General features: G+C 53.0%; 21 protein-coding genes and 2 pseudogenes. 12 read left to right on the top strand and 11 right to left on the bottom strand.

The annotated features are described in order from the left end of the window. The first annotated feature begins 3 nt into the window (after positions 1 to 3). The 6 genes and pseudogenes from damX to OGV75_RS22255 all read left to right on the top strand — a co-directional run. Positions 4 to 1,290, top strand: a complete 1,287-nt coding sequence (gene damX / locus OGV75_RS22280; RefSeq protein ID WP_286481254.1) for a cell division protein DamX — start codon at positions 4 to 6, stop codon at positions 1,288 to 1,290. Positions 1,291 to 1,407: 117 nt separating this feature from the next. Next, positions 1,408 to 2,244, top strand: a complete 837-nt coding sequence (gene dam / locus OGV75_RS22275; protein ID WP_016154786.1) for an adenine-specific DNA-methyltransferase — start codon at positions 1,408 to 1,410, stop codon at positions 2,242 to 2,244. A 17-nt stretch (positions 2,245 to 2,261) separates the two neighbouring features. Next, positions 2,262 to 2,939 carry a ribulose-phosphate 3-epimerase gene (gene rpe / locus OGV75_RS22270; protein ID WP_003023561.1) on the top strand — a complete coding sequence of 226 codons (678 nt, stop codon included), beginning with the start codon at positions 2,262 to 2,264 and terminating at the stop codon, positions 2,937 to 2,939. Further along, on the top strand, positions 2,932 to 3,690 hold the full coding sequence (gene gph / locus OGV75_RS22265) for a phosphoglycolate phosphatase (RefSeq protein WP_101700383.1): 759 nt from the start codon (positions 2,932 to 2,934) through the stop codon (positions 3,688 to 3,690). The genes rpe and gph overlap by 8 nt, the downstream gene beginning before the upstream one ends. Beyond that, positions 3,683 to 4,687, top strand: coding sequence for a tryptophan--tRNA ligase (gene trpS, locus OGV75_RS22260; protein ID WP_016154784.1), 1,005 nt, complete (start codon positions 3,683 to 3,685; stop codon positions 4,685 to 4,687). Before gph ends, trpS begins: the two co-directional genes overlap by 8 nt. 158 nt (positions 4,688 to 4,845) lie before the next feature. Continuing rightward, positions 4,846 to 4,923, top strand: a pseudogene (locus tag OGV75_RS22255) (hypothetical protein); the annotation flags it as partial. A 77-nt stretch (positions 4,924 to 5,000) separates the two neighbouring features. Here OGV75_RS22255 and OGV75_RS22250 read toward each other — a convergent pair. The 6 genes from OGV75_RS22250 to tsgA form a co-directional block, all read right to left on the bottom strand. Next, on the bottom strand, positions 5,001 to 5,171 hold the full coding sequence (locus OGV75_RS22250) for a YhfL family protein (RefSeq protein ID WP_286481252.1): 171 nt from the start codon (positions 5,169 to 5,171) through the stop codon (positions 5,001 to 5,003). Between the two features lie 311 nt (positions 5,172 to 5,482). After that, positions 5,483 to 6,856, bottom strand: coding sequence for a siroheme synthase CysG (gene cysG / locus OGV75_RS22245; RefSeq protein ID WP_053388951.1), 1,374 nt, complete (start codon positions 6,854 to 6,856; stop codon positions 5,483 to 5,485). An 11-nt stretch (positions 6,857 to 6,867) separates the two neighbouring features. Further along, positions 6,868 to 7,677 carry a nitrite transporter NirC gene (gene nirC, locus OGV75_RS22240; protein ID WP_016154781.1) on the bottom strand — a complete coding sequence of 270 codons (810 nt, stop codon included), beginning with the start codon at positions 7,675 to 7,677 and terminating at the stop codon, positions 6,868 to 6,870. Between the two features lie 139 nt (positions 7,678 to 7,816). Beyond that, positions 7,817 to 8,143, bottom strand: coding sequence for a nitrite reductase small subunit NirD (gene nirD / locus OGV75_RS22235; RefSeq protein WP_016154780.1), 327 nt, complete (start codon positions 8,141 to 8,143; stop codon positions 7,817 to 7,819). Then, positions 8,140 to 10,683 carry an NADPH-nitrite reductase large subunit gene (gene nirB / locus OGV75_RS22230; protein ID WP_016154779.1) on the bottom strand — a complete coding sequence of 848 codons (2,544 nt, stop codon included), beginning with the start codon at positions 10,681 to 10,683 and terminating at the stop codon, positions 8,140 to 8,142. Before nirB ends, nirD begins: the two co-directional genes overlap by 4 nt. A 327-nt stretch (positions 10,684 to 11,010) precedes the next feature. After that, a complete protein-coding gene (tsgA, locus tag OGV75_RS22225) occupies positions 11,011 to 12,192 on the bottom strand; it encodes an MFS transporter TsgA (protein WP_016154778.1) in 1,182 nt (393 codons plus the stop codon). A 264-nt stretch (positions 12,193 to 12,456) separates the two neighbouring features. Between tsgA and ppiA the strand changes: the two genes are divergently transcribed. The 5 genes from ppiA (at position 12,457) to argD (ending at position 15,793) form a co-directional block, all read left to right on the top strand. Further along, positions 12,457 to 13,029, top strand: a complete 573-nt coding sequence (gene ppiA / locus OGV75_RS22220; RefSeq protein WP_003023595.1) for a peptidylprolyl isomerase A — start codon at positions 12,457 to 12,459, stop codon at positions 13,027 to 13,029. 106 nt (positions 13,030 to 13,135) lie between these two features. After that, complete coding sequence (gene ficA / locus OGV75_RS22215; protein WP_016157626.1) at positions 13,136 to 13,303, top strand: FicA/YhfG family antitoxin; 168 nt, start codon at positions 13,136 to 13,138, stop codon at positions 13,301 to 13,303. Next, entirely contained in the window at positions 13,293 to 13,895 is a 603-nt protein-coding gene (locus OGV75_RS22210) for a putative adenosine monophosphate-protein transferase Fic (protein ID WP_019078159.1), read from the top strand. The genes ficA and OGV75_RS22210 overlap by 11 nt, the downstream gene beginning before the upstream one ends. 31 nt (positions 13,896 to 13,926) lie before the next feature. Further along, the gene (gene pabA, locus OGV75_RS22205; RefSeq protein ID WP_169329712.1) at positions 13,927 to 14,490 is read left to right on the top strand and encodes an aminodeoxychorismate synthase component 2; all 564 of its coding nucleotides are present in this window, start codon (positions 13,927 to 13,929) and stop codon (positions 14,488 to 14,490) included. An 85-nt stretch (positions 14,491 to 14,575) separates the two neighbouring features. Continuing rightward, positions 14,576 to 15,793 carry a bifunctional acetylornithine/succinyldiaminopimelate transaminase gene (gene argD / locus OGV75_RS22200; protein WP_268537453.1) on the top strand — a complete coding sequence of 406 codons (1,218 nt, stop codon included), beginning with the start codon at positions 14,576 to 14,578 and terminating at the stop codon, positions 15,791 to 15,793. Positions 15,794 to 15,835: 42 nt separating this feature from the next. On the opposite strand, the gene OGV75_RS22195 is transcribed toward argD, so the two are convergent. Together OGV75_RS22195 and crp are read right to left on the bottom strand one after the other, a co-directional pair. Then, complete coding sequence (locus OGV75_RS22195; RefSeq protein ID WP_016154774.1) at positions 15,836 to 17,923, bottom strand: YccS/YhfK family putative transporter; 2,088 nt, start codon at positions 17,921 to 17,923, stop codon at positions 15,836 to 15,838. A 51-nt stretch (positions 17,924 to 17,974) separates the two neighbouring features. Then, the gene (gene crp, locus OGV75_RS22190) at positions 17,975 to 18,607 is read right to left on the bottom strand and encodes a cAMP-activated global transcriptional regulator CRP (protein WP_000242758.1); all 633 of its coding nucleotides are present in this window, start codon (positions 18,605 to 18,607) and stop codon (positions 17,975 to 17,977) included. Positions 18,608 to 18,915: 308 nt separating this feature from the next. Between crp and OGV75_RS22185 the strand changes: the two genes are divergently transcribed. Continuing rightward, positions 18,916 to 19,323 carry an OsmC family protein gene (locus OGV75_RS22185; RefSeq protein ID WP_016154773.1) on the top strand — a complete coding sequence of 136 codons (408 nt, stop codon included), beginning with the start codon at positions 18,916 to 18,918 and terminating at the stop codon, positions 19,321 to 19,323. A 93-nt stretch (positions 19,324 to 19,416) separates the two neighbouring features. Here OGV75_RS22185 and OGV75_RS22180 read toward each other — a convergent pair whose 3' ends face one another. The 3 genes and pseudogenes from OGV75_RS22180 to OGV75_RS22170 all read right to left on the bottom strand — a co-directional run bounded on the left by OGV75_RS22180 (position 19,417) and on the right by OGV75_RS22170 (position 21,623). After that, the gene (locus OGV75_RS22180; protein ID WP_003827751.1) at positions 19,417 to 20,286 is read right to left on the bottom strand and encodes a phosphoribulokinase; all 870 of its coding nucleotides are present in this window, start codon (positions 20,284 to 20,286) and stop codon (positions 19,417 to 19,419) included. 53 nt (positions 20,287 to 20,339) lie between these two features. Beyond that, positions 20,340 to 20,558, bottom strand: coding sequence for a YheU family protein (locus tag OGV75_RS22175; protein ID WP_003023615.1), 219 nt, complete (start codon positions 20,556 to 20,558; stop codon positions 20,340 to 20,342). Then, positions 20,555 to 21,623 (bottom strand): annotated as a pseudogene (locus OGV75_RS22170) (hydrolase). Before OGV75_RS22170 ends, OGV75_RS22175 begins: the two are co-directional and overlap by 4 nt. Positions 21,624 to 21,660: the final 37 nt, after the last annotated feature.

Genomic DNA, 21,660 nt, shown 5'->3' with positions numbered 1-21,660 from the left:
TAAATGGATGAATTCAAACCAGAAGACGAGCTGAAACCCGATCCCAGCGATCGTCGTACTGGTCGTTCTCGTCAATCGTCTGAACGCGATAATGAGCCGCAAATCAATTTTGATGATGTTGATCTGGATGCTGACGATCGCCGTCCTGCGCGCGCACGTAAAGAGCGTGAAGAAGAACGGGACATTGAAGAAGAGTATGAATCTGATGACGATGACGTGGATGAAGAGCGTGTAGAACGCCGTCCGCGCAAGCGTAAGAAACCCGCCAGCAAGCCTGCCTCTCGTCAGTATATGATGATGGGTGTCGGTGTCCTAGTGCTGTTGCTGCTGATCATCGGTATCGGTTCTGCGCTGAAAGCCCCCTCATCATCTCCCAGTGAGCAGGCTGGATCTGGCGAGAAGAGCATCGATCTTTCTGGCAACAACGCGACGGATCAGGCGAGCACGACTACGCCTGCAGCAGGCGCTGAGCAGACCGCTGGCAATACCCAGCAGGATGTTTCCCTACCGCCGATTTCCTCTACCCCAACTCAAGGTCAGACACCTACGGCAACTGAAGGCCAGCAGCGTGTTGAAGTGCAGGGCGATCTGAACAACGCTCTGACGCAACCGCAAGGCCAGGAGCAGGTTAATAATGTAGTGGTTAACTCTACGCTGCCGACCGAACCTGCGACCGTTGCGCCAGTTCGTAATGGTAATGCTGTGCGCCAGACTGCGAAAACGGAAACGGCTGAACGCCCTGCTGCGACACACCAGGAACGTAAACAGGCTGTTATTGAGCCGAAGAGCAAACCGCAAACTACGGTGAAAGCGACGCAGACAGAGCCGAAACCTGTTGCTCAGGCAAAACCAACTGCAACTGCGCCGACGACTACAACCAAAGCACCTGTGGTTACCGCTACGCCGAAGGCGACCGTTGAGCCGAAAGCAACCGCGACTACAACGCCTGCGCCAACTGCGACGGCAACAACGTCAACACCTGTTGCTGGTGGAGCGAAAAGTGCAGGAAATGTCGGAGCGTTAAAATCTGCGCCGTCCAGCCATTACACGCTGCAGCTCAGCAGTTCTTCTAACTACGACAACCTTAACGGTTGGGCGAAGAAAGAAAACCTGAAGAACTACGTGGTGTATCAGACGACGCGTAACGGTCAACCGTGGTATGTTCTGGTAACAGGCGTGTATGCGTCTAAAGAAGATGCGAAACGTGCAGTGTCTACGCTACCCGCCGATATTCAGGCGAAAAATCCGTGGGCAAAACCGCTGCACCAGGTTCAGGCCGATTTGAAGTAAGATAGGATATGTTCTGCAATGGTTTGCTGTTTCGCCCAATTGCGGGACAAAGACTAAAGCGCAGGATGCTGTCGGAGCTTTCTCCACAGCCGGAGAAGGTGTAATTAGTTAGTCAGCATGAAAAAAAATCGCGCTTTTTTGAAATGGGCAGGGGGAAAATACCCCCTGCTTGATGATATCAAACGGCATTTACCTCAGGGTGAATGCCTGATTGAACCTTTCGTGGGTGCCGGGTCGGTGTTTCTCAACACCGACTTTTCTCGTTATATTCTTGCCGATATCAACAGCGACCTCATCAGTCTCTATAACATCGTGAAGACACGTACCGATGAGTATGTGCAGGCTTCGCGTGAGCTGTTTATGCCTGAAACCAATCAGGCTGAGGTGTACTATCGGTTCAGAGAAGAATTTAATGCCAGTCAGGATCCGTTCCGCCGTGCAGTACTGTTCTTGTATCTGAACCGCTTTGGTTACAACGGATTGTGCCGTTATAACCTGCGCGGCGAGTTTAATGTACCGTTTGGTCGTTATAAAAAACCTTACTTCCCGGAAGCCGAGTTGTACCATTTTGCTGAAAAAGCGCAGAATGCGGAGTTCCATTGTCTCTCCTATGAAGAGTGCATGGACCGTGCGGATAGCAACTCAGTGGTCTATTGTGACCCGCCTTATGCACCGCTTTCGGCGACGGCAAATTTCACCGCGTATCATACCAACAGCTTTAGCCCAAAAGAGCAGGCGCATCTGGCCGAGATGGCAGAAAAGCTGGTCAGTAAGCAGATCCCGGTGTTAATTTCGAACCATGACACGCCCGATACCCGCGAATGGTACCGATCGGCGAAACATTTTCAGGTCAAAGTGCGGCGCAGCATTAGCAGCAATGGCGGCACGCGTAAAAAGGTGAACGAACTGCTGGCACTGTATAAACCAGGAGTTGTAACGCCTGCGAAGAAATAATTCTCAAGGAGAAGCGGATGAAACAGTATTTGATCGCCCCCTCAATTCTGTCGGCTGATTTTGCCCGCCTGGGTGAGGACACCGCGAGAGCGCTGACTGCCGGTGCCGATGTCGTACACTTCGATGTCATGGACAATCACTACGTACCGAACCTGACCATCGGCCCGATGGTACTGAAATCGCTGCGTAAATATGGCATTACTGCCCCGATTGACGTTCATCTGATGGTGAAACCGGTCGATCGTATTGTCCCGGACTTCGCCGCCGCCGGCGCGAGCATCATTACCTTTCACCCGGAAGCCTCCGAGCACGTCGATCGCACTTTACAGCTGATCAAAGAGCATGGCTGTAAAGCGGGCCTGGTGTTTAACCCGGCAACACCGCTGAGCTATCTGGACTACGTCATGGATAAGCTCGATGTGATCCTGCTGATGTCCGTTAACCCAGGCTTTGGCGGGCAGTCCTTTATCCCACAAACGCTGGATAAGCTGCGCGAAGTGCGTCGTCGTATTGATGAATCTGGCTACGATATCCGCCTCGAAGTGGACGGCGGCGTCAAGGTGAACAACATTGGTGAAATCGCGGCGGCGGGTGCAGATATGTTTGTCGCAGGCTCTGCTATTTTCGACCAACCAGACTACAAAAAAGTCATTGATGAAATGCGCAATGAACTGGCGAAGGTAAGTCATGGATAAGTTTCAGGATATTCGGGGCGTTGCATTTGACCTTGACGGTACGCTGGTCGACAGCGCGCCGGGATTAACTGCAGCGGTGGATATGGCGCTGTATGCGTTGGAACTGCCGATTGCCGGTGAAGAACGCGTTATCACCTGGATTGGCAACGGTGCAGATGTACTGATGGAGCGCGCGCTGGCATGGTCGCGTCAGGAGCGCGCCACACTACGTAAGACAATGGGTAAACCGCCCGTTGATGATGATATCCCCGCCGAAGAACAGGTGCGTATTTTGCGTAAGCTGTTCGACAGATATTACGGCGATGTCGCAGAAGAGGGGACATTCCTGTTCCCTGATGTTGCCGACACGCTGGGCGCGCTGCATGCGAAAGGATTGCCGCTGGGTCTGGTGACCAACAAACCGACCCCGTTTGTCGCGCCATTGCTTGAGGCGTTAGATATCGCCAAATACTTTAGCGTGGTCATCGGTGGTGACGACGTGCAGAATAAAAAACCGCATCCGGATCCGCTACTGTTGGTAGCAAGCAAGCTTGGCATCAAGCCTGAGCAATTGCTCTTCGTAGGGGATTCACGTAATGATATTCAGGCGGCAAAAGCTGCTGGCTGTCCGTCCGTTGGTCTGACTTATGGCTACAACTACGGCGAGTCGATCGCGCTGAGCCAACCCGACGTTATTTACGACCGTATTAATGAACTACTGCCCGTTCTCGGGCTTCCGCATAGCGAAAATCAGGAATCAAAAAATGACTAAGCCCATCGTTTTTAGTGGCGCACAGCCCTCAGGTGAATTGACCATTGGCAACTATATGGGTGCGCTGCGTCAGTGGGTGAGCATGCAGGATGACTACCATTGCATCTACTGCATCGTTGACCAACATGCCATCACCGTTCGTCAGGATGCTCAGCAGCTGCGTAAAGCAACGCTCGATACGCTGGCGCTGTATCTGGCATGCGGTATCGATCCTGAAAAAAGCACCATTTTCGTCCAGTCTCATGTACCGGAACACGCACAGTTAGGTTGGGCGCTGAACTGCTACACCTATTTCGGCGAGCTGAGCCGTATGACCCAGTTCAAAGATAAATCCGCACGCTATGCGGAGAACATCAACGCCGGTCTGTTTGATTATCCGGTGCTGATGGCGGCAGACATCCTGCTGTATCAGACCAACCAGGTACCGGTTGGCGAAGATCAGAAACAGCATCTGGAACTAAGCCGCGATATCGCCCAGCGCTTCAACGCCCTGTATGGCGACATCTTCAAAGTGCCTGAGCCGTTCATTCCTAAATCCGGTGCGCGCGTGATGTCGCTACTGGAGCCGACGAAGAAAATGTCTAAGTCGGATGACAACCGCAACAACGTGATCGGCCTGCTGGAAGATCCGAAATCCGTGGTTAAGAAAATCAAACGTGCGATGACCGACTCCGAAGAGCCGCCTGTTGTACGCTACGACGTGCAGAATAAAGCGGGTGTTTCCAACCTGCTGGATATCCTTTCTGCCGTTACCGGCCAGAGCATTCCGGAGCTGGAACAGCACTTTGAAGGCAAGATGTATGGTCATCTGAAAGGTGAAGTCGCAGAGGCCGTTTCCGGCATGCTGACCGAGCTTCAGGAGCGTTATCACCGTTTCCGTAACGATGAAGCTTTCCTGCAGCAGGTGATGAAAGATGGCGCGGAAAAAGCCAGCGCACGCGCGTCTGTTACGCTGAAAGCGGTTTACGAAGCGATTGGTTTTGTCGCCAAGCCGTAATGCGCTCTGCGTTGCTGAAGAAACCGGGTTCTACCCGGTTTTTTTTCGCCTGTTCGCTGGTGAATCTCAAAAAATATGAAGCGCCTCGCCGTTTGCATATTTCCTTATATCAATCAATTTAATGAAGATATAAATATTCAATTTACTGAGAATATAAAATACGTCGGATATTTATCAAGAGAGAGGAGGGACTGACAACCCTGGCCCGCTACTTGCTCGGCGAGAAGTGCGGTAACGTGTGAATGAGCATTTAACCTATAAATATAAAAACCGGGGATTTCCCGGTTTTTTTGTATTTGCGCAATCGCTTCTGTTACAGATCTGCAGCCGGGCCACAGCCACCAATAATTTTAGAAATAGAAATTGCCGGATGCAGGAAGTAATCGTAGGTGCAGTTATCTTTTTTGTTATCGACATGACCAGTACACGCGGTCAGCGTAGCCAGAACACCAGCAACGATAGTGATTTTTGCAAATTCCAGCATGTTAAAATCCTTGTAAGATATCTATTTTTAAATGGATGAAATCCATTTCTCGGCGGTTAAGATATCAACTAAAATAAACTTAAAGTAGTCCGGATTAGGACATAACAAGTTTTATATAAAATATGCTTTCAATAAATTTAAATGTTTTAAAAATACATTTAATTAATGATTGACGGTCGGGCTACTGAGGCGAGTATATAGCGTGTATCGGTTTTTGATTTATTTCTATCGGAAGATAAATAAATGCCCTGAATATGAACTGTCCAACTTTATGGGGGCAGTCCAACATCAGGGCATTTTTCAGCGTTAAATTAATGGTTCGAGAACCAGTTCAGCCTATCGCGTAGTCCAACCACGCGGCCGACGATAATCAGCGCCGGGCTTTCAACCTGCTGCGCCAGTTCGCCGAGTTGCGAAAGCACCCCGTTAACAACGCGTTGCTTCACGGAGGTACCGTTTTCTACCAGCGCGACAGACATATCGGGTTGCATGCCAAATTCGATCAGTTTTTCCTGGATAGTCGCCGCCTGATTGAGGCCCATGTAGAACACCAGCGTCTGTTTCTCTGCCGCCAGGTTTTCCCAGTCCAGCTCGCCGCCGGTTTTCAGGTGCCCGGTGACCAGACGTACACTCTGGGCGTAATCACGATGGGTCAGTGGAATGCCGGAATAGGCGGAACAACCGGATGCTGCGGTAATACCTGGCACAACGGAGAATGGAATACCGGCATGGCACAGGGTTTCCAGCTCTTCGCCACCACGGCCAAAGATGAACGGGTCGCCACCTTTCAGGCGCACGACGCGTTTGCCCTGTTGCGCTTCACGCAGCAGGATCTGGTTAATTTCTTCCTGCGGTACACAGTGGTAGCCCGCGCGTTTACCGACGAACACCCGGTCGGCATCGCGGCGTACAAGGTTCATGATGTCGTCGGATACCAGACGGTCATAAACCACGACATCCGCTTGCTGGATCTGCTGTAGACCTTTCAGCGTCAGCAGCCCGGCATCGCCAGGACCGGCGCCAACCAGCACTACTTCGCCTCGATGGTCCAACGGTTCACTGAGCAACTGCTCGGTGGTTTCCTCGACGGCTTTCTGGTCACTGTTCGCCAGCGACTGCGCCAGGCGGTCATTCACGAACAATTTTTCCCAGAAGCGGCGACGTTCACCCATGCTGGCAAACTGTTCTTTCACTCGGGCGCGTAACTTGCCTGCATATTGCGCGACCTGGCCCAGATGCTGAGGCAGCACAGATTCAAGTCTTTCACGTAGCAGACGGGCAAGCACCGGCGATGTACCGCCGGAGGAGACCGCCACCATCAGCGGCGAGCGGTCGATAATGGAGGGCATGATAAAACTGGCTGCTTTTGGCGCATCGACCACGTTGCAGAAAATACGACGTGATTCTGCGGCGGTGCTGACGCTTTGGTTGACGGCATCGTCATCGGTGGCGGCAATAGCCAGCCAGCAGGTGTCGAGCAGGGACTCGTCGAACGGTCCCTCAACCAGCGTCAGCATGCCTTCATCTGCCCATACGGTGAACTGCGGAATAAACGCCAGCGCATTAACCGTTATACGGGCGCCCGCTTCCAGCAGTAACCGCGCTTTGCGTTCTGCGACATCACCACCGCCGACGATCAAGCAGTCGCGGTCACGTAGTTGACAAAATATAGGCAAATGATCCACGACATTACCCCTTAATTATTGGCAGTAGCCTCTGGCTGGTTGATTTTTGCCGGAACAGGACGCTCCGATTTTGGCGTAGCATACCAATAACCCAATCCCATGAATACGACACCGGACAAAGTATTACCGAGTGTCACCCACAACAGGTTATGACCAATTCCTGACAGGGTATAGGCTTCGCTGTGGTGACCGAACCAGGAGAGGGCAAACAGCGTCATGTTGGCAACCGAGTGCTCGTAACCGGAAGCGATAAACGCCAGCAGACACCACCAGATAGCGAGGAATTTTGCTGCGCCCTCGGTACGAATTGCCATCCAGATTGCCAGACAAACCAACCAGTTACACAGTGCGCCTTTAAAGAACAGCACCGTTGCAGGCGCGGTAGTTTTCGCCAACGCCACCGAATGGACGATGCTGGTATCGACCGGCAGCAGGCTACCGCCGCCCCAACTGTAAAGCAGAGCGACAAACACGGATCCGACCAGATTACCCAGCCAGGTTTGCGGCAGAATAGCCCACATCTGACCGTGACTGATGGTGCCCGCTTTGACGCCGAGCGTCAGGAACATGGTGTGACCGGTAAACAGTTCCGAACCGGCAATAATGACCAGCGTTAAAGCGATACCAAAGGTTGCACCCATTACCAGAGGACGAACGGACGGGTCGAGCAGATTACCGAGGGTGAAAATAAGAATGATGCCGAGACCGACGTAGGCCCCCGCCATTGCCGAACTGACCCAGAATCCGAGCGGGTTATTAGCCGAGAGGCGTGCGATGCGCGCAGCGTTAGCCGCACACTTATTAATAGTGTCTGTGAACATGTGTTGATTATCCTTGAAGTACAAACAATAAAAAGAAATCGTAACCGTAGGCCGGATAGCGCTACGCTTATCAGGCCTACAAATAAAAGACCTACAAATACGTCAAAAAAGGGGAGGCGTTGCGCCTCCCAAAAAGTTATTAACCGCGCAGTTGCACCGTGCCGTCTTTCACTCGGGCTTCGTAATGTTTCACGGAGAACTGTTCGTCTTCCATGCACAGACCGTCGCTTAAGCGAAAGCGTTGTTTTTTCAGCGGGCTGGCGACCCACAATTCGCCCTGATGTTCAGCAATCAGCCCACGAGAAAGCACGCTGGACTCGAAGAACGGGTCGATGTTGCTGATCGCAAACACCTGGTCGCTGTGATACGGGCGGAAAATCGCAACTTGCTCGCTACCTAACAGGGCGCAGACGCCTGTTGCAGGCAGAATGTCATCGATTTTGCAGATGTTTTTCCACTGGCTCATGCGTTTTCCTCCACCAGAGTCACCGGGATACGCTCATAGGGCGTGGCCGGACGATGTTGTTCACGTTCAGGCACAACCTGGACATTCGGATCGCGTTGATCGCTGTTGATAAAGTGTTTGAAGCGAACCTGTGCGGATGGGGTGTTAACCGTCTCTGTCCACTCGCAGACCACCGCTTCACGCAGACGGGCCATCTCTTCTTCCAGGTGCTGGTTTAGCCCCAGTTTGTCGTCGATGATGACCGATTTCAGATATTCGATACCGCCTTCCAGGTTGTCTAACCATGGTGCGGTTCGGGTCAGTTTGTCAGCGGTACGGATGTAGAACATCATGAAACGATCAAGGTATTTGAGCAGCGTTTCGCGGTCGATATCCGCTGCCAGCAGGTCTGCATGACGAGGTTTCATCCCGCCGTTACCGCAAACGTACAAGTTCCAGCCTTTCTCAGTGGCGATGATACCCACGTCTTTGCCTTGAGCTTCCGCACATTCACGGGTACAGCCGGAGACGCCGAATTTCATTTTGTGCGGGGTACGAATGCCCTTGTAGCGGTTTTCCAGCTCCACGCCGAATCCGACGCTATCGCCGACGCCATAACGGCACCAGGTACTGCCTACGCAGGTTTTCGCCATCCGCAGGGCTTTGGCGTATGCGTGACCGGTTTCAAAGCCCGCTTCAATCAGCTGACGCCAGATTTCCGGCAGGTCATCTTTTTGCGCGCCGAACAGGCCGATACGCTGAGAACCGGTGATTTTGGTATACAGGTTAAATTCACGCGCGATACGGCCCACGGCCACCAGGCCTTCAGGAGTAATTTCTCCGCCCGCGGAGCGCGGGATCACGGAGTAGGTACCGTCTTTCTGGATGTTCGCCAGGAAGTTGTCGTTAGTGTCCTGCAGCGGCGTGTGCTGTGGTTTGAGGATGTACTCATTCCAGCAGGAGGCCAGCAGGGAACCTACGGTTGGTTTACACACTTCACAGCCGTAGCCTTTCCCGTGTTTTGCCAGCAGCTCTTCGAAGGTTTTAATTCCTTCTACACGGATCAGATGGAACAGTTCCTGACGCGAGTACGGGAAGTGTTCACACAGGTTGTTGTTAACTTCGATCCCCTGTTTCGCCAGTTCTGCGTTCAGGACCTGCGTTACCAACGGGATACACCCGCCGCAGCCGGTACCAGCTTTGGTTTCAGCTTTCAGCGCCGCAACGGTGTGGCAGCCTTTGTTGATAGCGGCGATCAGCATGCCTTTGGTGACGTCGAAGCAGGAGCAAATCTGCGCGCTGTCCGGCAGTTTATCGACACCGATAGACGGCTTACCGCTGCCCGCGTGAGCTGGCAGAATCAGTGAGTCTGGGTTTTCCGGCAGTTCGATGGCGTTCAGTACCAGCTGCAGCAGGTTGCCGTAATCGCTGGTGTCACCGACTAAAACCGCCCCGAGCAGGGTTTTGTTATCTTCGCTAACGATGAGGCGTTTGTAGACTTCTTTGCTTTCGTCGAGATAGACGTAGCTACGGGCGCCCGGCGTGCGCGCATGCGCGTCGCCAATCCCGCCGACGTCAACACCGAGCAGCTTCAGCTTGGCGCTCAGATCCGCGCCTTCAAAGGCGTTTTCGGTTTCGAGAATATGGTCAACGGCAACCTGCGCCATTTTGTAGCCTGGAGCGACCAGACCATACACGCGGTTGTTCCAGCTGGCGCATTCGCCGATGGCATAAATGTCCGGATCAGAAGTCTGGCAGGTATCGTTAATCACAATACCACCGCGCGGCGCAACGTCGAGGCCGCATTGGGTGGCCAGTTTGTCGCGTGGGCGAATACCGGTAGAAAAGACGATGAAATCGACTTCCAGTTCGCTACCGTCGGCAAAACGCATAGTTTTGCGCGCTTCGGTGCCTTCCTGGACGATCTCTTTAGTGTTTTTGCTGGTGTGGACACGCACGCCCATGCTTTCAATTTTGCGACGTAACTGCTCGCCACCCATGTGATCCAGCTGTTCGGCCATCAGCATCGGGGCAAATTCAATCACGTGGGTTTCAACGCCGAGGCTTTTCAGCGCACCGGCGGCTTCCAGACCCAGGAGGCCACCGCCGACGACGGCACCGCGTTTGCTACGGCGCGCGCAAGATTCAATGGCGTTGAGGTCTTCGATGGTGCGGTAAACGAAGCAGTCTTGGGTTTCCGAACCTTTAATCGGTGGGATCCACGGATAAGAGCCTGTCGCCATGATCAGCTTATCGTAATAGACCGTACGACCCGCGCTGGAGTGGATCACCTTCTCCTGGCGGTTGATGGTGATTGCGCGCTCGCCCACTAACACCTTAACGCCATGCTTCTCGTAGAATCCTTCACGCACCAGAGAAAGTTCTTCGGCGGTGTGGTGGGAGAAGTAGGACGACAGGTGGACACGGTCGTACGCTTTGCGGGGTTCTTCACAGAAGACGGTAATATCAAAATTGGCAGCGTCGGATTTATCAAGAAGATCCTCAATAAAGCGATGGCCGACCATACCATTACCGATAATAGCGAGTCTGACTTTGCTCATTTTTGCCTCGATTTCTTTTCTATAACTGCCTACCTTAACGATTCAGCAACCCCGCTTATTGATGCAAATCAAATTCGCCTTTATATACTCCTTAAGAGGTATATAGCTGATTTAACTGCATTTTTATAAGTTACGGAATTAACAGGCTTTTCGTGTTTGTATAAATAGCGTACAAATTAAGGGGTTTTTGTAAGAATTGGCCTACAGCACCAGAGAAAGAAGAGGGTGGGGGAATAGGCCGGAGGGCGTCTGCGCCTTATCCGGCCTACGAACAGCTTGTCTTGTAGGCCGGATAAGATACGTTAGCATCGCCATCCGGCACTCAGATTAATGCGTTGCGGGTGCGTTATGCTGGCGATGACGCGTGACGAACCCAAGAATAAAGCACATCACGAATACGACCGCATACAAGCCGTTAGCCGTCTGCAATGCCGCCAGCGGACCGCTGTGCGCCACGATAGGGCCAGTGACCACGAAGGTGAGCATAGTACCGATGGTGCCACAGGTCAGAACGAAGTTAACCAGTTTAGGTGATGCGACCTTCGTCTGCTGGGAGCCGAGGGTAATGATGGTGGTATAAATCGCGCTGGAGAAGAAGCCCAACGTCAGAATGAACCACGGCATATGCTCCGGCGTACCGGTGATAAACAGATACATCAGGACGGTAGCCACACCCGCCAGTACGGTCAGGATGCGCTGCAAATCGAAGAAACGCAGGATAAAGCTAAATGCCCACATGCCAACCATGTAAGACATCCAGAAGTCGCTGACCAGTTTACCTGCGTCGTTCAGGCTCATGCCCAGACTTTTGGCGTATTCCGGCACCCAGGAGATAAAGCCCAACTGACCGAGGATGTAGCACAGCGCGGCAATCGCCAGGAACAGCACGCCAATGCCCCATTTTTCTTTTACCACTGGCGCGTCCGGTTGCTGTGCGTGTTTACCCAGCGCCGGGAATTCGCAGCCGAAGGTCAGCAGGAAAATGGCGACGTATACCAGGCCGATGCAGGCATAAACCCAATACCATTCGATGCTGCGCGCTAACAGAAATGCTGCCACCATCGGGAAAATCATGCCGGCCATGCTGAAGAAGGAGTCAGTAAACAGCAGGCGGGAACCGCGCTGGCGACCTTCGTACATCTGAGTCACCAGGAACGTACCAATCGACATGGTGATACCGCTCACCAGACCCAGTACAAACATGGCGGCTGAGAACAAGGCCAGGCTATGGCTGAGCATCAGTCCGGCGACCGCCAGAACCATCAGGATAAAGCCAAAGCGCAACTGGGTTTTCAGTGGCACAATTTCCATCAGCCATGCATTCAGAAAAATAGAGATCAGAATGCCGGCATTCAGAAAGGTGAAGGTGTTACTCATACTGGAAACGGGCAAATGGAAGTAATCTGCGATGTTTCCCATCACCATCCCGGTGACAATTACCAACGCGCCTGTCAGGGCGTAGGAGAGAAAGCTAATCCATGTGAGCTTGATGCGATTGCTGTTAGTCATGACTGGCCTGTATAGAAGTGTTAGGCGCATTGACTGCGCCGTGAGCGGGCAGATTTTAGGCGCTTTAGTGATGCATTTAAATGTTTATTGGTAATTACCTGCTACGTTACATTTTTTTATGTGATCTAGATCTCATTGAATCTTGAGGCTATAAGGTTACATTTGTTTCAAGTACGTAAAATTAAGTAAAGGGATGGCCTTGTTCTTGAAGGCTCTTTAGAATCAATTCACTTGCTTCATTTCTGCTCTTGTTAAGGAATTCTCATGCTCAAATCGACTCTGGCGGCTGTTGCAGCTGTTCTCGCTCTTTCTGCTCTTTCTCCCGCAGCACTGGCAGCAAAAGGTGACCCGCATGTCCTGCTGACAACCTCTGCCGGTAACATTGAGCTGGAGCTGAACAGTCAGAAAGCCCCGGTTTCAGTGCAAAACTTTGTCGATTATGTCAACAGCGGTTTCTATAACAACACCACGTTCCACCGCGTGATCCCTGGCTTCATGGTGCAGGGCGGCGGTTTTACCGAGCAGATGCAGCAGAAGAAACCTAACCCGCCAATCAAGAATGAAGCTGATAACGGACTGCGTAATACCCGCGGCACGATTGCCATGGCGCGTACAGCAGATAAAGACAGCGCGACCAGCCAGTTCTTTATCAATATTGCAGACAATGCGTTCCTCGATCACGGCCAGCGCGACTTTGGGTACGCGGTCTTCGGTAAAGTTGTGAAAGGTATGGATGTCGCGGATAAGATCTCTCAGGTGCAGACCCATGATGTTGGTCCTTACCAGAATGTCCCGTCAAAACCGATTGTTATCCTGTCTGCCAAAGTCCTGCCGTAAGCGCCTTTTGCGCGGGCAGTTCCTGTCCGCGTTCTTCCCCTTCTCTGCGTAACCTGAAATTGCCGCTTATACTTGTGGCAAGTGTCGGCTCATTCAGGGAGGTCACGTGAAAAAACTCACCGATAAACAAAAGTCCAGACTCTGGGAACAACGGCGAAATGCCAATTTCCAGGCCAGTCGACGGCTGGAAGGGGTAGATATTCCACGGGTGACTTTGAGCACGGAAGACGCCCTGGCGCGTCTTGAAGAGTTGAGGGGGCACTATGAGCGATAAATTCGGTGATGGACGCGATCCCTATTTGTATCCGGGCCTGAATGTCATGCGTAACCGTCTGGGGATTCATCAGGCGCAGCGCCTGGCGCAGGCGGCGTATGAACTGACGGCGCTGCGTGCGGCCACTATCGAATTAGGCCCGCTTAAACGGGGCTTGCCGCATCTGTGCGCCATTCATCGCCAACTGTATCGGGATATTTTTGACTGGGCGGGACATCTGCGAGAAGTGGATATTTACCAGGGCGATACCCGCTTTTGTCATTTCGCTTATATCGAGAAAGAGGGCAATGCGCTGATGCAGGACCTGGAAGACGAGTCCTGGTTGGTGGGGTTACCGGAAGATAAGTTTGTGGATCGTCTTGCGCACTATTATTGCGAAATCAACATGCTGCATCCGTTTCGTATTGGCAGCGGTCTGGCACAGCGAATTTTTTTCGAACAGTTAGCGATTCATGCCGGGTATATATTGAGCTGGGATGACATTCCGGTTGAGGAGTGGAACCTGGCTAATCAGAGTGGGGCTATGGGTGACCTGTCTGCGCTTCGGGCGATATTTCGTAAAGTGGTAAGCGAAGCCCCGGAAACTGAGTAGAATAGCGCGGTTCTTATGTACCGGAGCCGCCATGATCCTGCTTATCGATAACTATGATTCTTTTACCTGGAACCTGTACCAATACTTCTGCGAACTGGGCGCTGATGTCCTTGTCAGGCGCAACGACGAACTGACGCTGGCGCAAATCGACGCGCTAAGCCCGCAAAAAATCGTAATATCCCCAGGCCCCTGCACGCCGGATGACGCTGGTATCTCATTGGATGTTATTCGTCATTTCGCGGGCAAGACGCCCCTGCTGGGTGTTTGTCTGGGACATCAGGCTATGGCGCAGGCCTTTGGCGCGACAGTGGTTCGGGCAGCTAAAGTGATGCACGGTAAAACCTCGCCAATTACGCATAACGGGCAGGGTGTTTTTCAGGGGCTCGCCAACCCATTAACGGTGACGCGCTACCATTCTCTGGTGGTTGCCCCCGCGACGCTTCCTGACTGCTTTGAGGTGACGGCCTGGAGTGAAACGCAGGAGATTATGGGCATTCGTCACCGCGAGTGCGATATGGAAGGGGTGCAGTTTCACCCGGAGAGTATTCTCAGCGAGCAGGGGCATCAACTGCTGGCTAATTTCCTCAATCGGTGATTTGTGGTTGCTATTCAGTGATTTTTTATTCATATTTTGTGATTATAATTTCACTAACATTTCTGCTTAACAGGGTGGCAATGACATGGCAACTGAACAAACTGCAATTACGCGCGCGACATTCGATGAAGTGATTCTGCCGATTTATGCACCGGCTGAGTTTATCCCGGTAAAAGGAAAAGGGAGTCGAGTCTGGGATCAACAGGGCAAAGAGTATGTTGATTTCGCGGGCGGCATTGCAGTTACTGCACTAGGGCATTGCCATCCGGCCCTGGTGGAGGCGTTAAAAACCCAGGGTGAAACCCTGTGGCATACCAGCAACGTTTTCACCAACGAACCGGCGTTGCGCCTGGGCCGTAAAATCATTGATGCGACCTTCGCCGAGCGCGTGCTGTTCATGAACTCGGGTACCGAAGCTAACGAAACCGCCTTTAAGCTGGCGCGCCACTATGCCTGCGTGCGCCATAGCCCGTTCAAAACCAAAATCATTGCCTTCCATAATGCGTTTCACGGCCGTTCGCTGTTTACCGTGTCCGTCGGCGGGCAGCCGAAATACTCTGACGGCTTTGGACCAAAACCAGCGGATATCATCCATGTACCGTTTAACGATCTGCATGCGGTCAAAGCGGTGATGGACGATCACACCTGTGCGGTGGTGGTTGAGCCTATTCAGGGGGAAGGTGGCGTCACTGCGGCAACGCCGGAATTCCTGCAAGGTTTGCGTGAACTTTGCGACCAACACCAGGCGCTATTGGTATTTGATGAAGTGCAGAGCGGGATGGGCCGTACCGGCGATCTGTTTGCCTATATGCACTATGGCGTGACGCCGGATATCCTCACCAGCGCGAAGGCTCTCGGCGGCGGCTTCCCGGTGAGCGCGGTGCTGACCACCCAAGAGATTGCCTCCGCATTTCACGTGGGTTCGCACGGTTCCACTTACGGTGGCAATCCGCTGGCCTGCGCAGTTGCGGGGGCAGCGTTTGATATCATCAACACGCCGGAAGTGTTGGAAGGTATTCAGGCTAAACGTCAGACGTTTGTCCAACATTTGCACAAAATTGATCAACAGTTCGACATTTTCAGCGATATTCGCGGGATGGGGCTGCTGATTGGCGCCGAGCTGAAGCCGCAGTTTAAAGGCCGGGCGCGCGATTTCCTGTATGCTGCCGCGCACGAAGGGGTGATGGTACTCAACGCCGGACCGGACGTGATGCGTTTCGCGCCGTCGCTAGTAGTTGAGCAGGCGGATATCGATGAAGGGATGCAGCGTTTCGCACAAGCGGTAGCGAAAGTCGTTGCCTGATTACCTGTTGCCGGATAAGCACAGCGCATCCGGCAGTCGATCTTAACCTTTCATGTCCCGCAGACGGCGGCTCAGCCAGATTCCGTGGTGCGGTCGCTGACGCCATGCTACCGACGAAATGGTGTGCATGGTGTTCAGATGCCCCAGTATCCGTTGCAGATGCTGCTCAAGGGTGCTTAACGGACCGTGGGACAGCATCTCTGGCGCTTCGAGAATATTCACATCGCCTGAGCTTCCCGGTCCGTCATATTCCAGCCGCTGCTGACAGCGCTGGAGCGCAATTTCACAGGATTCCAGATACCGCTGCGCTAAATCCGGCGTCAGCATTGTGTGTTCCCTTGCCAGTGTGGTCATCGCGTTGATGTGCTCGACGATGAACTGGCTGTGCGTGACCCACAGTTTCATGTCCGCCAGGTAGTGCGAGTTGAATCCTGGCTCCTGCATCGCCTGGTTCAGTGAGTTGAACAACGTGTTATGCGCCTGATTGACCCGCATGCGTTGATACGCCAGCGGCGTGGCCTGCGGATCGTTGCTGAGGATCAGGCGAATGGCCTCCTGATCGGCTTCTAACGCATCATGGGCGTTCTTACGCAGCAGGCCGCTCTGCCACTGCGGCCACAGCCAGAGTGTACCGCCAAAGGCGATTAAGCAGCCAATAACCGTATCGACAAACCGCGGCACGATAAACTGTTCTCCGTTCAGCGTCAGCAGTTGCAGGGTGTATACCGCCGTGACCGTAAAGCCGACGGTAGCCCAGCCGTAGTTTTTGCGCATGATCAGATAGCTACCCAGGGTAATCAGCAGCATGCCTGCCAGCGTGTAACCTTCCTGAATATGAAAGTGCAGGGTGACCCCGGCAATGACCAGTCCAACGAGCGTTCCTGCTGAACGGTGTAAAATACGTACCCGGGTTGCTCCGTAGCCATTTTGCGTGACGAACAGGATCGTCATCAAAATCCAGTAAGGCTTTGGCAGGTGTAAAGCGCTGCCCATCAGGCTGGCGATACTCAGCATAACGCTGATGCGTCCGGCATTACGCAACGCCGGCGATTTCAACGACAGATAGTTTTTCAGGGCCGGGATCAGCGGCAACCGACGCTGCTTGTCCGCCATTAAATCTCGGGCGTACAGCGGTCGCTGGGTGCGTAGCACGCGGGCAATACGGCTGAAGTGCCAGTAGCAAAATTGTCCCACCGGATTGTCCGGATGCTGGTTGGCGATTTTCTCCAGCGTGCCAATCTGCTTGTCCATCGAGAAACGGGTCGGCAAGCGGTGATACAAAATATCATCGGCCAGTACCCGGAGGCGTTCGGCGACGGTGCGCGCATTCCAGCGAATCACCTGTTCGGCGTGGCTACGTTCGACCAGCTTTTGCACCTCTTCCGGCTGGTGGAGGCTGACGGAAATATGCTCCTGCAAGTCCAGTGCCTCCTGAAAGGCACGCAGCAGGCGCTTGTAATCGTTGTTGCGATGCGCCGACAGCATATGCATTTGCTGGTAGCACTGGGTAATCAGATCCACCGCTTTCTGCTGGCGAACCAGCAGGGGAGGTAGCGCTTTTTCCGGATCGGCATGCTGGGTCAGCAGGCTGTACTTGGCCTCACAGTAATCGGCTAATTCACGGTACAACAAGCTGAGCGATTCACGGAGCGGCTGCTCGCGCCACATCCAGAACCAGAACCAGTTGAACAGGCCGTACCATAACGTGCCCAGCGCATAGATCAGCAACGGTTCCCAGACGGGCATGTTCCCGACCAGGCTTAGCGTGAAAATCGCGGCGATAAGTGAGGCCGGTAACAGTCGGGCATGCAGAGGGCTTAGCTCGGCGGTTACGCCAAGAATCAGCGTCAGTCCGGTGAGGATAAGCGGCAGCGGTATGGCCTGTGCCAGCAGCAACTGCATGATCAGACTGCAACCGGCAAACAAAGACGCGCCAATAGCTAAACGTTTGAAAAAGCGCTTGTGCGGGGTATCAAGGCCGGCAATGTTGCAACAGGCAGGGACCAGGGAGAAGAGGAGTCCCAGATGAAGCTGACCGATGATCAGACCAACAGCCACAGGTAAACATAGCACCAGCGTCTGCCGTAGTGCGTAGTTGATCTCTGGATGGTATATCAGTCTTCGCCACATCGGTGTAAACAAAAGTGGCGCATCACTGAGTAACGCGCCACTTCGATGGGGTTAACGGGTGCCGTAGACGACGATGGTCTTACCGTGTGCGGAGATCAGGTTCTGATCTTCCAGCATCTTCAGAATACGACCAACGGTCTCACGGGAGCAGCCAACGATCTGGCCGATTTCCTGACGGGTGATTTTAATCTGCATGCCGTCCGGGTGGGTCATCGCATCAGGCTGTTTCGCCAGATTCAGCAGAGTCTGCGCGATACGACCCGTTACGTCGAGGAAGGCAAGGTTGCCGACTTTTTCAGACGTGACCTGCAGGCGACGAGCCATCTGTGAAGACAGGCGCATCAGAATATCCGGGTTGACCTGGATTAATTGGCGAAATTTTTTGTATGAAATTTCAGCGACTTCACATGCGGTTTTGGCACGTACCCAGGCGCTACGTTCCTGACCTTCTTCGAAGAGGCCTAATTCACCAATAAAATCGCCCTGATTCAGATAAGAAAGGATCATTTCTTTCCCTTCTTCATCTTTGATCAGCACTGCCACTGAGCCTTTAACGATGTAATACAACGTTTCCGCTTTTTCACCCTGGTGAATCAGCGTGCTCTTCGATGGGTACTTATGAATATGGCAATGAGACAAGAACCATTCGAGAGTCGGGTCTGTTTGCGGTTTGCCAAGCACCATGCGCGGTTATCCTCTGTTATAAGCTGTCTCCAGAGCCAGAAAACGACGCTGCCTCTGGGTTTGCAAAAATATGCTTCCCGCTACCTGGGAAAGGGGCTGTCAAAAATTAACTGCAGCCTGTAATGTGATGTCCTCTGCATACATGCAGTACGTCAATGTATTACTGTAGCATCCTGACTGTTTTAGCATAGCTTTCGCCGTGTGTCTCCTGGTGTCTCGCTTCAGCATGACGCAGGTCGCCTTCCGTTGCGAGAATTGTTATGTACGCGTAATCTGTCAGGAAAATTGAAACATTGGAGTTACGAAATATGCAAGCGCGTGTAAAGTGGGTTGAGGGGTTAACCTTCCTCGGTGAGTCCGCCTCTGGCCACCAAATTTTGATGGACGGTAACTCCGGTGATAAAGCGCCGAGCCCGATGGAAATGGTATTAATGGCTGCGGGTGGTTGCAGCGCAATTGATGTGGTTTCGATCCTGCAAAAAGGCCGTCAGGATGTGACCAACTGCGAAGTGAAACTGACCTCAGAGCGTCGTGATGAAGCGCCGCGCCTGTTTACCCACATTAACCTGCATTTCATCGTAACGGGTAACGATCTGAAAGATGCGTCCGTTTCGCGCGCAGTCGATCTCTCTGCGGAAAAATATTGCTCTGTGGCGCTGATGCTGGAAAAGGCGGTGAACATTACCCACTCCTATGAAGTGGTTGCTGCTTCGTGATGTGATGCCTGATGGCGTTTCACTTATCAGGCCTACAGGATATAAACGCGTAGGCCGGATAAGGCATCAGCCGCCATCCGGCAAAATAACACCTTACTCTATCTTTTTGCCTTCCATCAGTCGCTGGACCAGCGGCAGCATAATCAATTCCATTGCCAGACCCATTTTCCCGCCCGGAACAACCAACGTATTGATATGGGAAATGAATGATCCCTGCAGCATGGCCAGTAGCCACGGGAAGTCGATCCCTTCCAGGTTCCGAAAATGAATCACGACAAAGCTTTCATCCAGGGATGGAATACTTTTGGCGGCAAAGGGGTTGGAGGTATCAACGGTCGGTACGCGCTGGAAGTTAATATGCGTACGGGAAAACTGCGGCGTAATGTAATTGATGTAATCGTCCATTGAGCGCACCACCGAGTCCATCACCGCTTCGCGCGAGTGTCCCCGCTCGCTGGTATCGCGGGTCAGCTTCTGAATCCATTCCAGGTTCACGATCGGCACTACGCCAACCAGCAGATCGACATGCCGGGCCACGTTTTGCTGTGGGGTTACGACGCCGCCGTGCAGTCCTTCATAGAACAGGACATCCGTCGGTTCAGGCAGCGGCTGCCAGGGCGTAAATGTACCCGGAACCTGATTCCACGGTACGGCCTCATCGTAAGTGTGCAGATATTTTCGCGACTGACCTTTGCCCGTCTGGCCGTATTCGATGAAGGTTTGCTCCAGCAGACCGAAGTCATTAGCTTCGGGGCCGAAATAGCTGATATGCCGCCCGGCATCGCGCGCTTTGCGAATCGCCATGTCCATTTCCGGACGGGTATAACGATGAAAACTGTCACCTTCCACCTCGGCGGCGCGCAGATTTAACTGCGCGAAAATTTTACGAAACGCGAGGCTGGTGGTGGTGGTCCCCGCGCCGCTGGACCCTGTTACCGCAATCACCGGATGTTTGGCAGACATAACAACTCCATGAATAGGTTGAATTTTTATTATAGTCGGCCGTCGGTTACGGATTACTCGTGAATCTGCTTCCTCGGCATAATGTTGACCGTTTCATGCAGTTCGGACCATACCAGCACGGCTTCACCAGATTGTAGTTGGCGTTTGACGTCGGCGACTTTTTGTTCGAGCGAGCGTTCATGTTCACCATAATCGGTGCCTTCGCGCAAGACAAAGCTTTCAATCAGATTGTCCAGCGCGTCCGGGGAGATGTCTTGCCAGGGGATGATCATGATGATGCCTCCAGATACGTTGTCAGCCAGTCCGGGATTCTGGATTCCAGCCACATCTCAGGACGGCGCACCGTGCCGCCAATGAATCCGACGTGGCCGCCGTGTTGCGTCAGTTGATACTCTACCTGTGAGGGCAGATTTTCCGGTTTAGGGATCACGTGATGATCCATAAACGGATCGTCTTTGGCATGGATAATCAGTGTGGGTTTGGCGATCTGGTTGAGCAACGGCATAGCGCTACACTGACGGTAATAGTCTATAGCATCGGCGAAACCGTGGATTTTGGCGGTGATCAGATCGTCAAAATCGCGAATGCGACGCAGAGATTTCAACTGGCCCAGACTCACCGGCAGCGAGCCTGGATATGCTTCTAGCTTGCGCGAGGCATTGGCTTTCAACAGGTTTAGCAGGTAGCGCTGATAGACCCGGGAGAATCCCTTGTCCATATGGTAACTACAGGCTTCCAGCACGAAAGGCGCGGAAACGATAACCGCGGCATCAATTGGAATCTCATTACCTTCTTTTGCCAGCAGACAGGCCAGCATGTTTCCACCGAGCGAATAACCTACCGCCGCGGTCGGCACGCGACCGAACTCACGTGCCAGCCAGTGTAAAAACCAGGTGCCATCTTCTGTCTCACCGGAGTGATAAATACGGTTCAGACGATTGGGTTCGCCGCTGCAGCCGCGAAAATGCATCACCACGCCCAGCCAGCCGCGCTTTTGCGCTGCTTCAATCAAGCCATGTGCGTACGGGCTGTTCAGACTGCCTTCCAGACCGTGAAAAACCACCAGGCGCGGTTTATGTTTCGCCTGTTGCGGATCTTCACTCCATGCCAGATCGACAAAATCACCGTCGGGCAATTCCAGACGCTGCCAGTGGGCGTCGAACTTCACCTTGCGGCGAATTAAACGCGGCAGCATCGTCTGCAGATGGCGGTTACTGATACCGCGCATCGGACGGAATTCTCGAGAATCGTCGGTAGGTGGAGTTATTTCTGTGGACGTGATTTCAACCATAACACCAGAGCAATTAATAATCGGAAAGAATAACTATACCGCGCACAGCGCGTGCGGGTTAGCCAATATGTGATTTTGTCGCG

Origin of the sequence: Citrobacter sp. Cb028, from assembly GCF_030336705.1 — a bacterium.
In the GTDB taxonomy this organism is placed as follows: domain Bacteria; phylum Pseudomonadota; class Gammaproteobacteria; order Enterobacterales; family Enterobacteriaceae; genus Citrobacter; species Citrobacter braakii.
The sequence above is the reverse complement of the archived record's forward strand: the minus strand, read 5'-3'. Positions and strand labels throughout refer to the sequence as shown.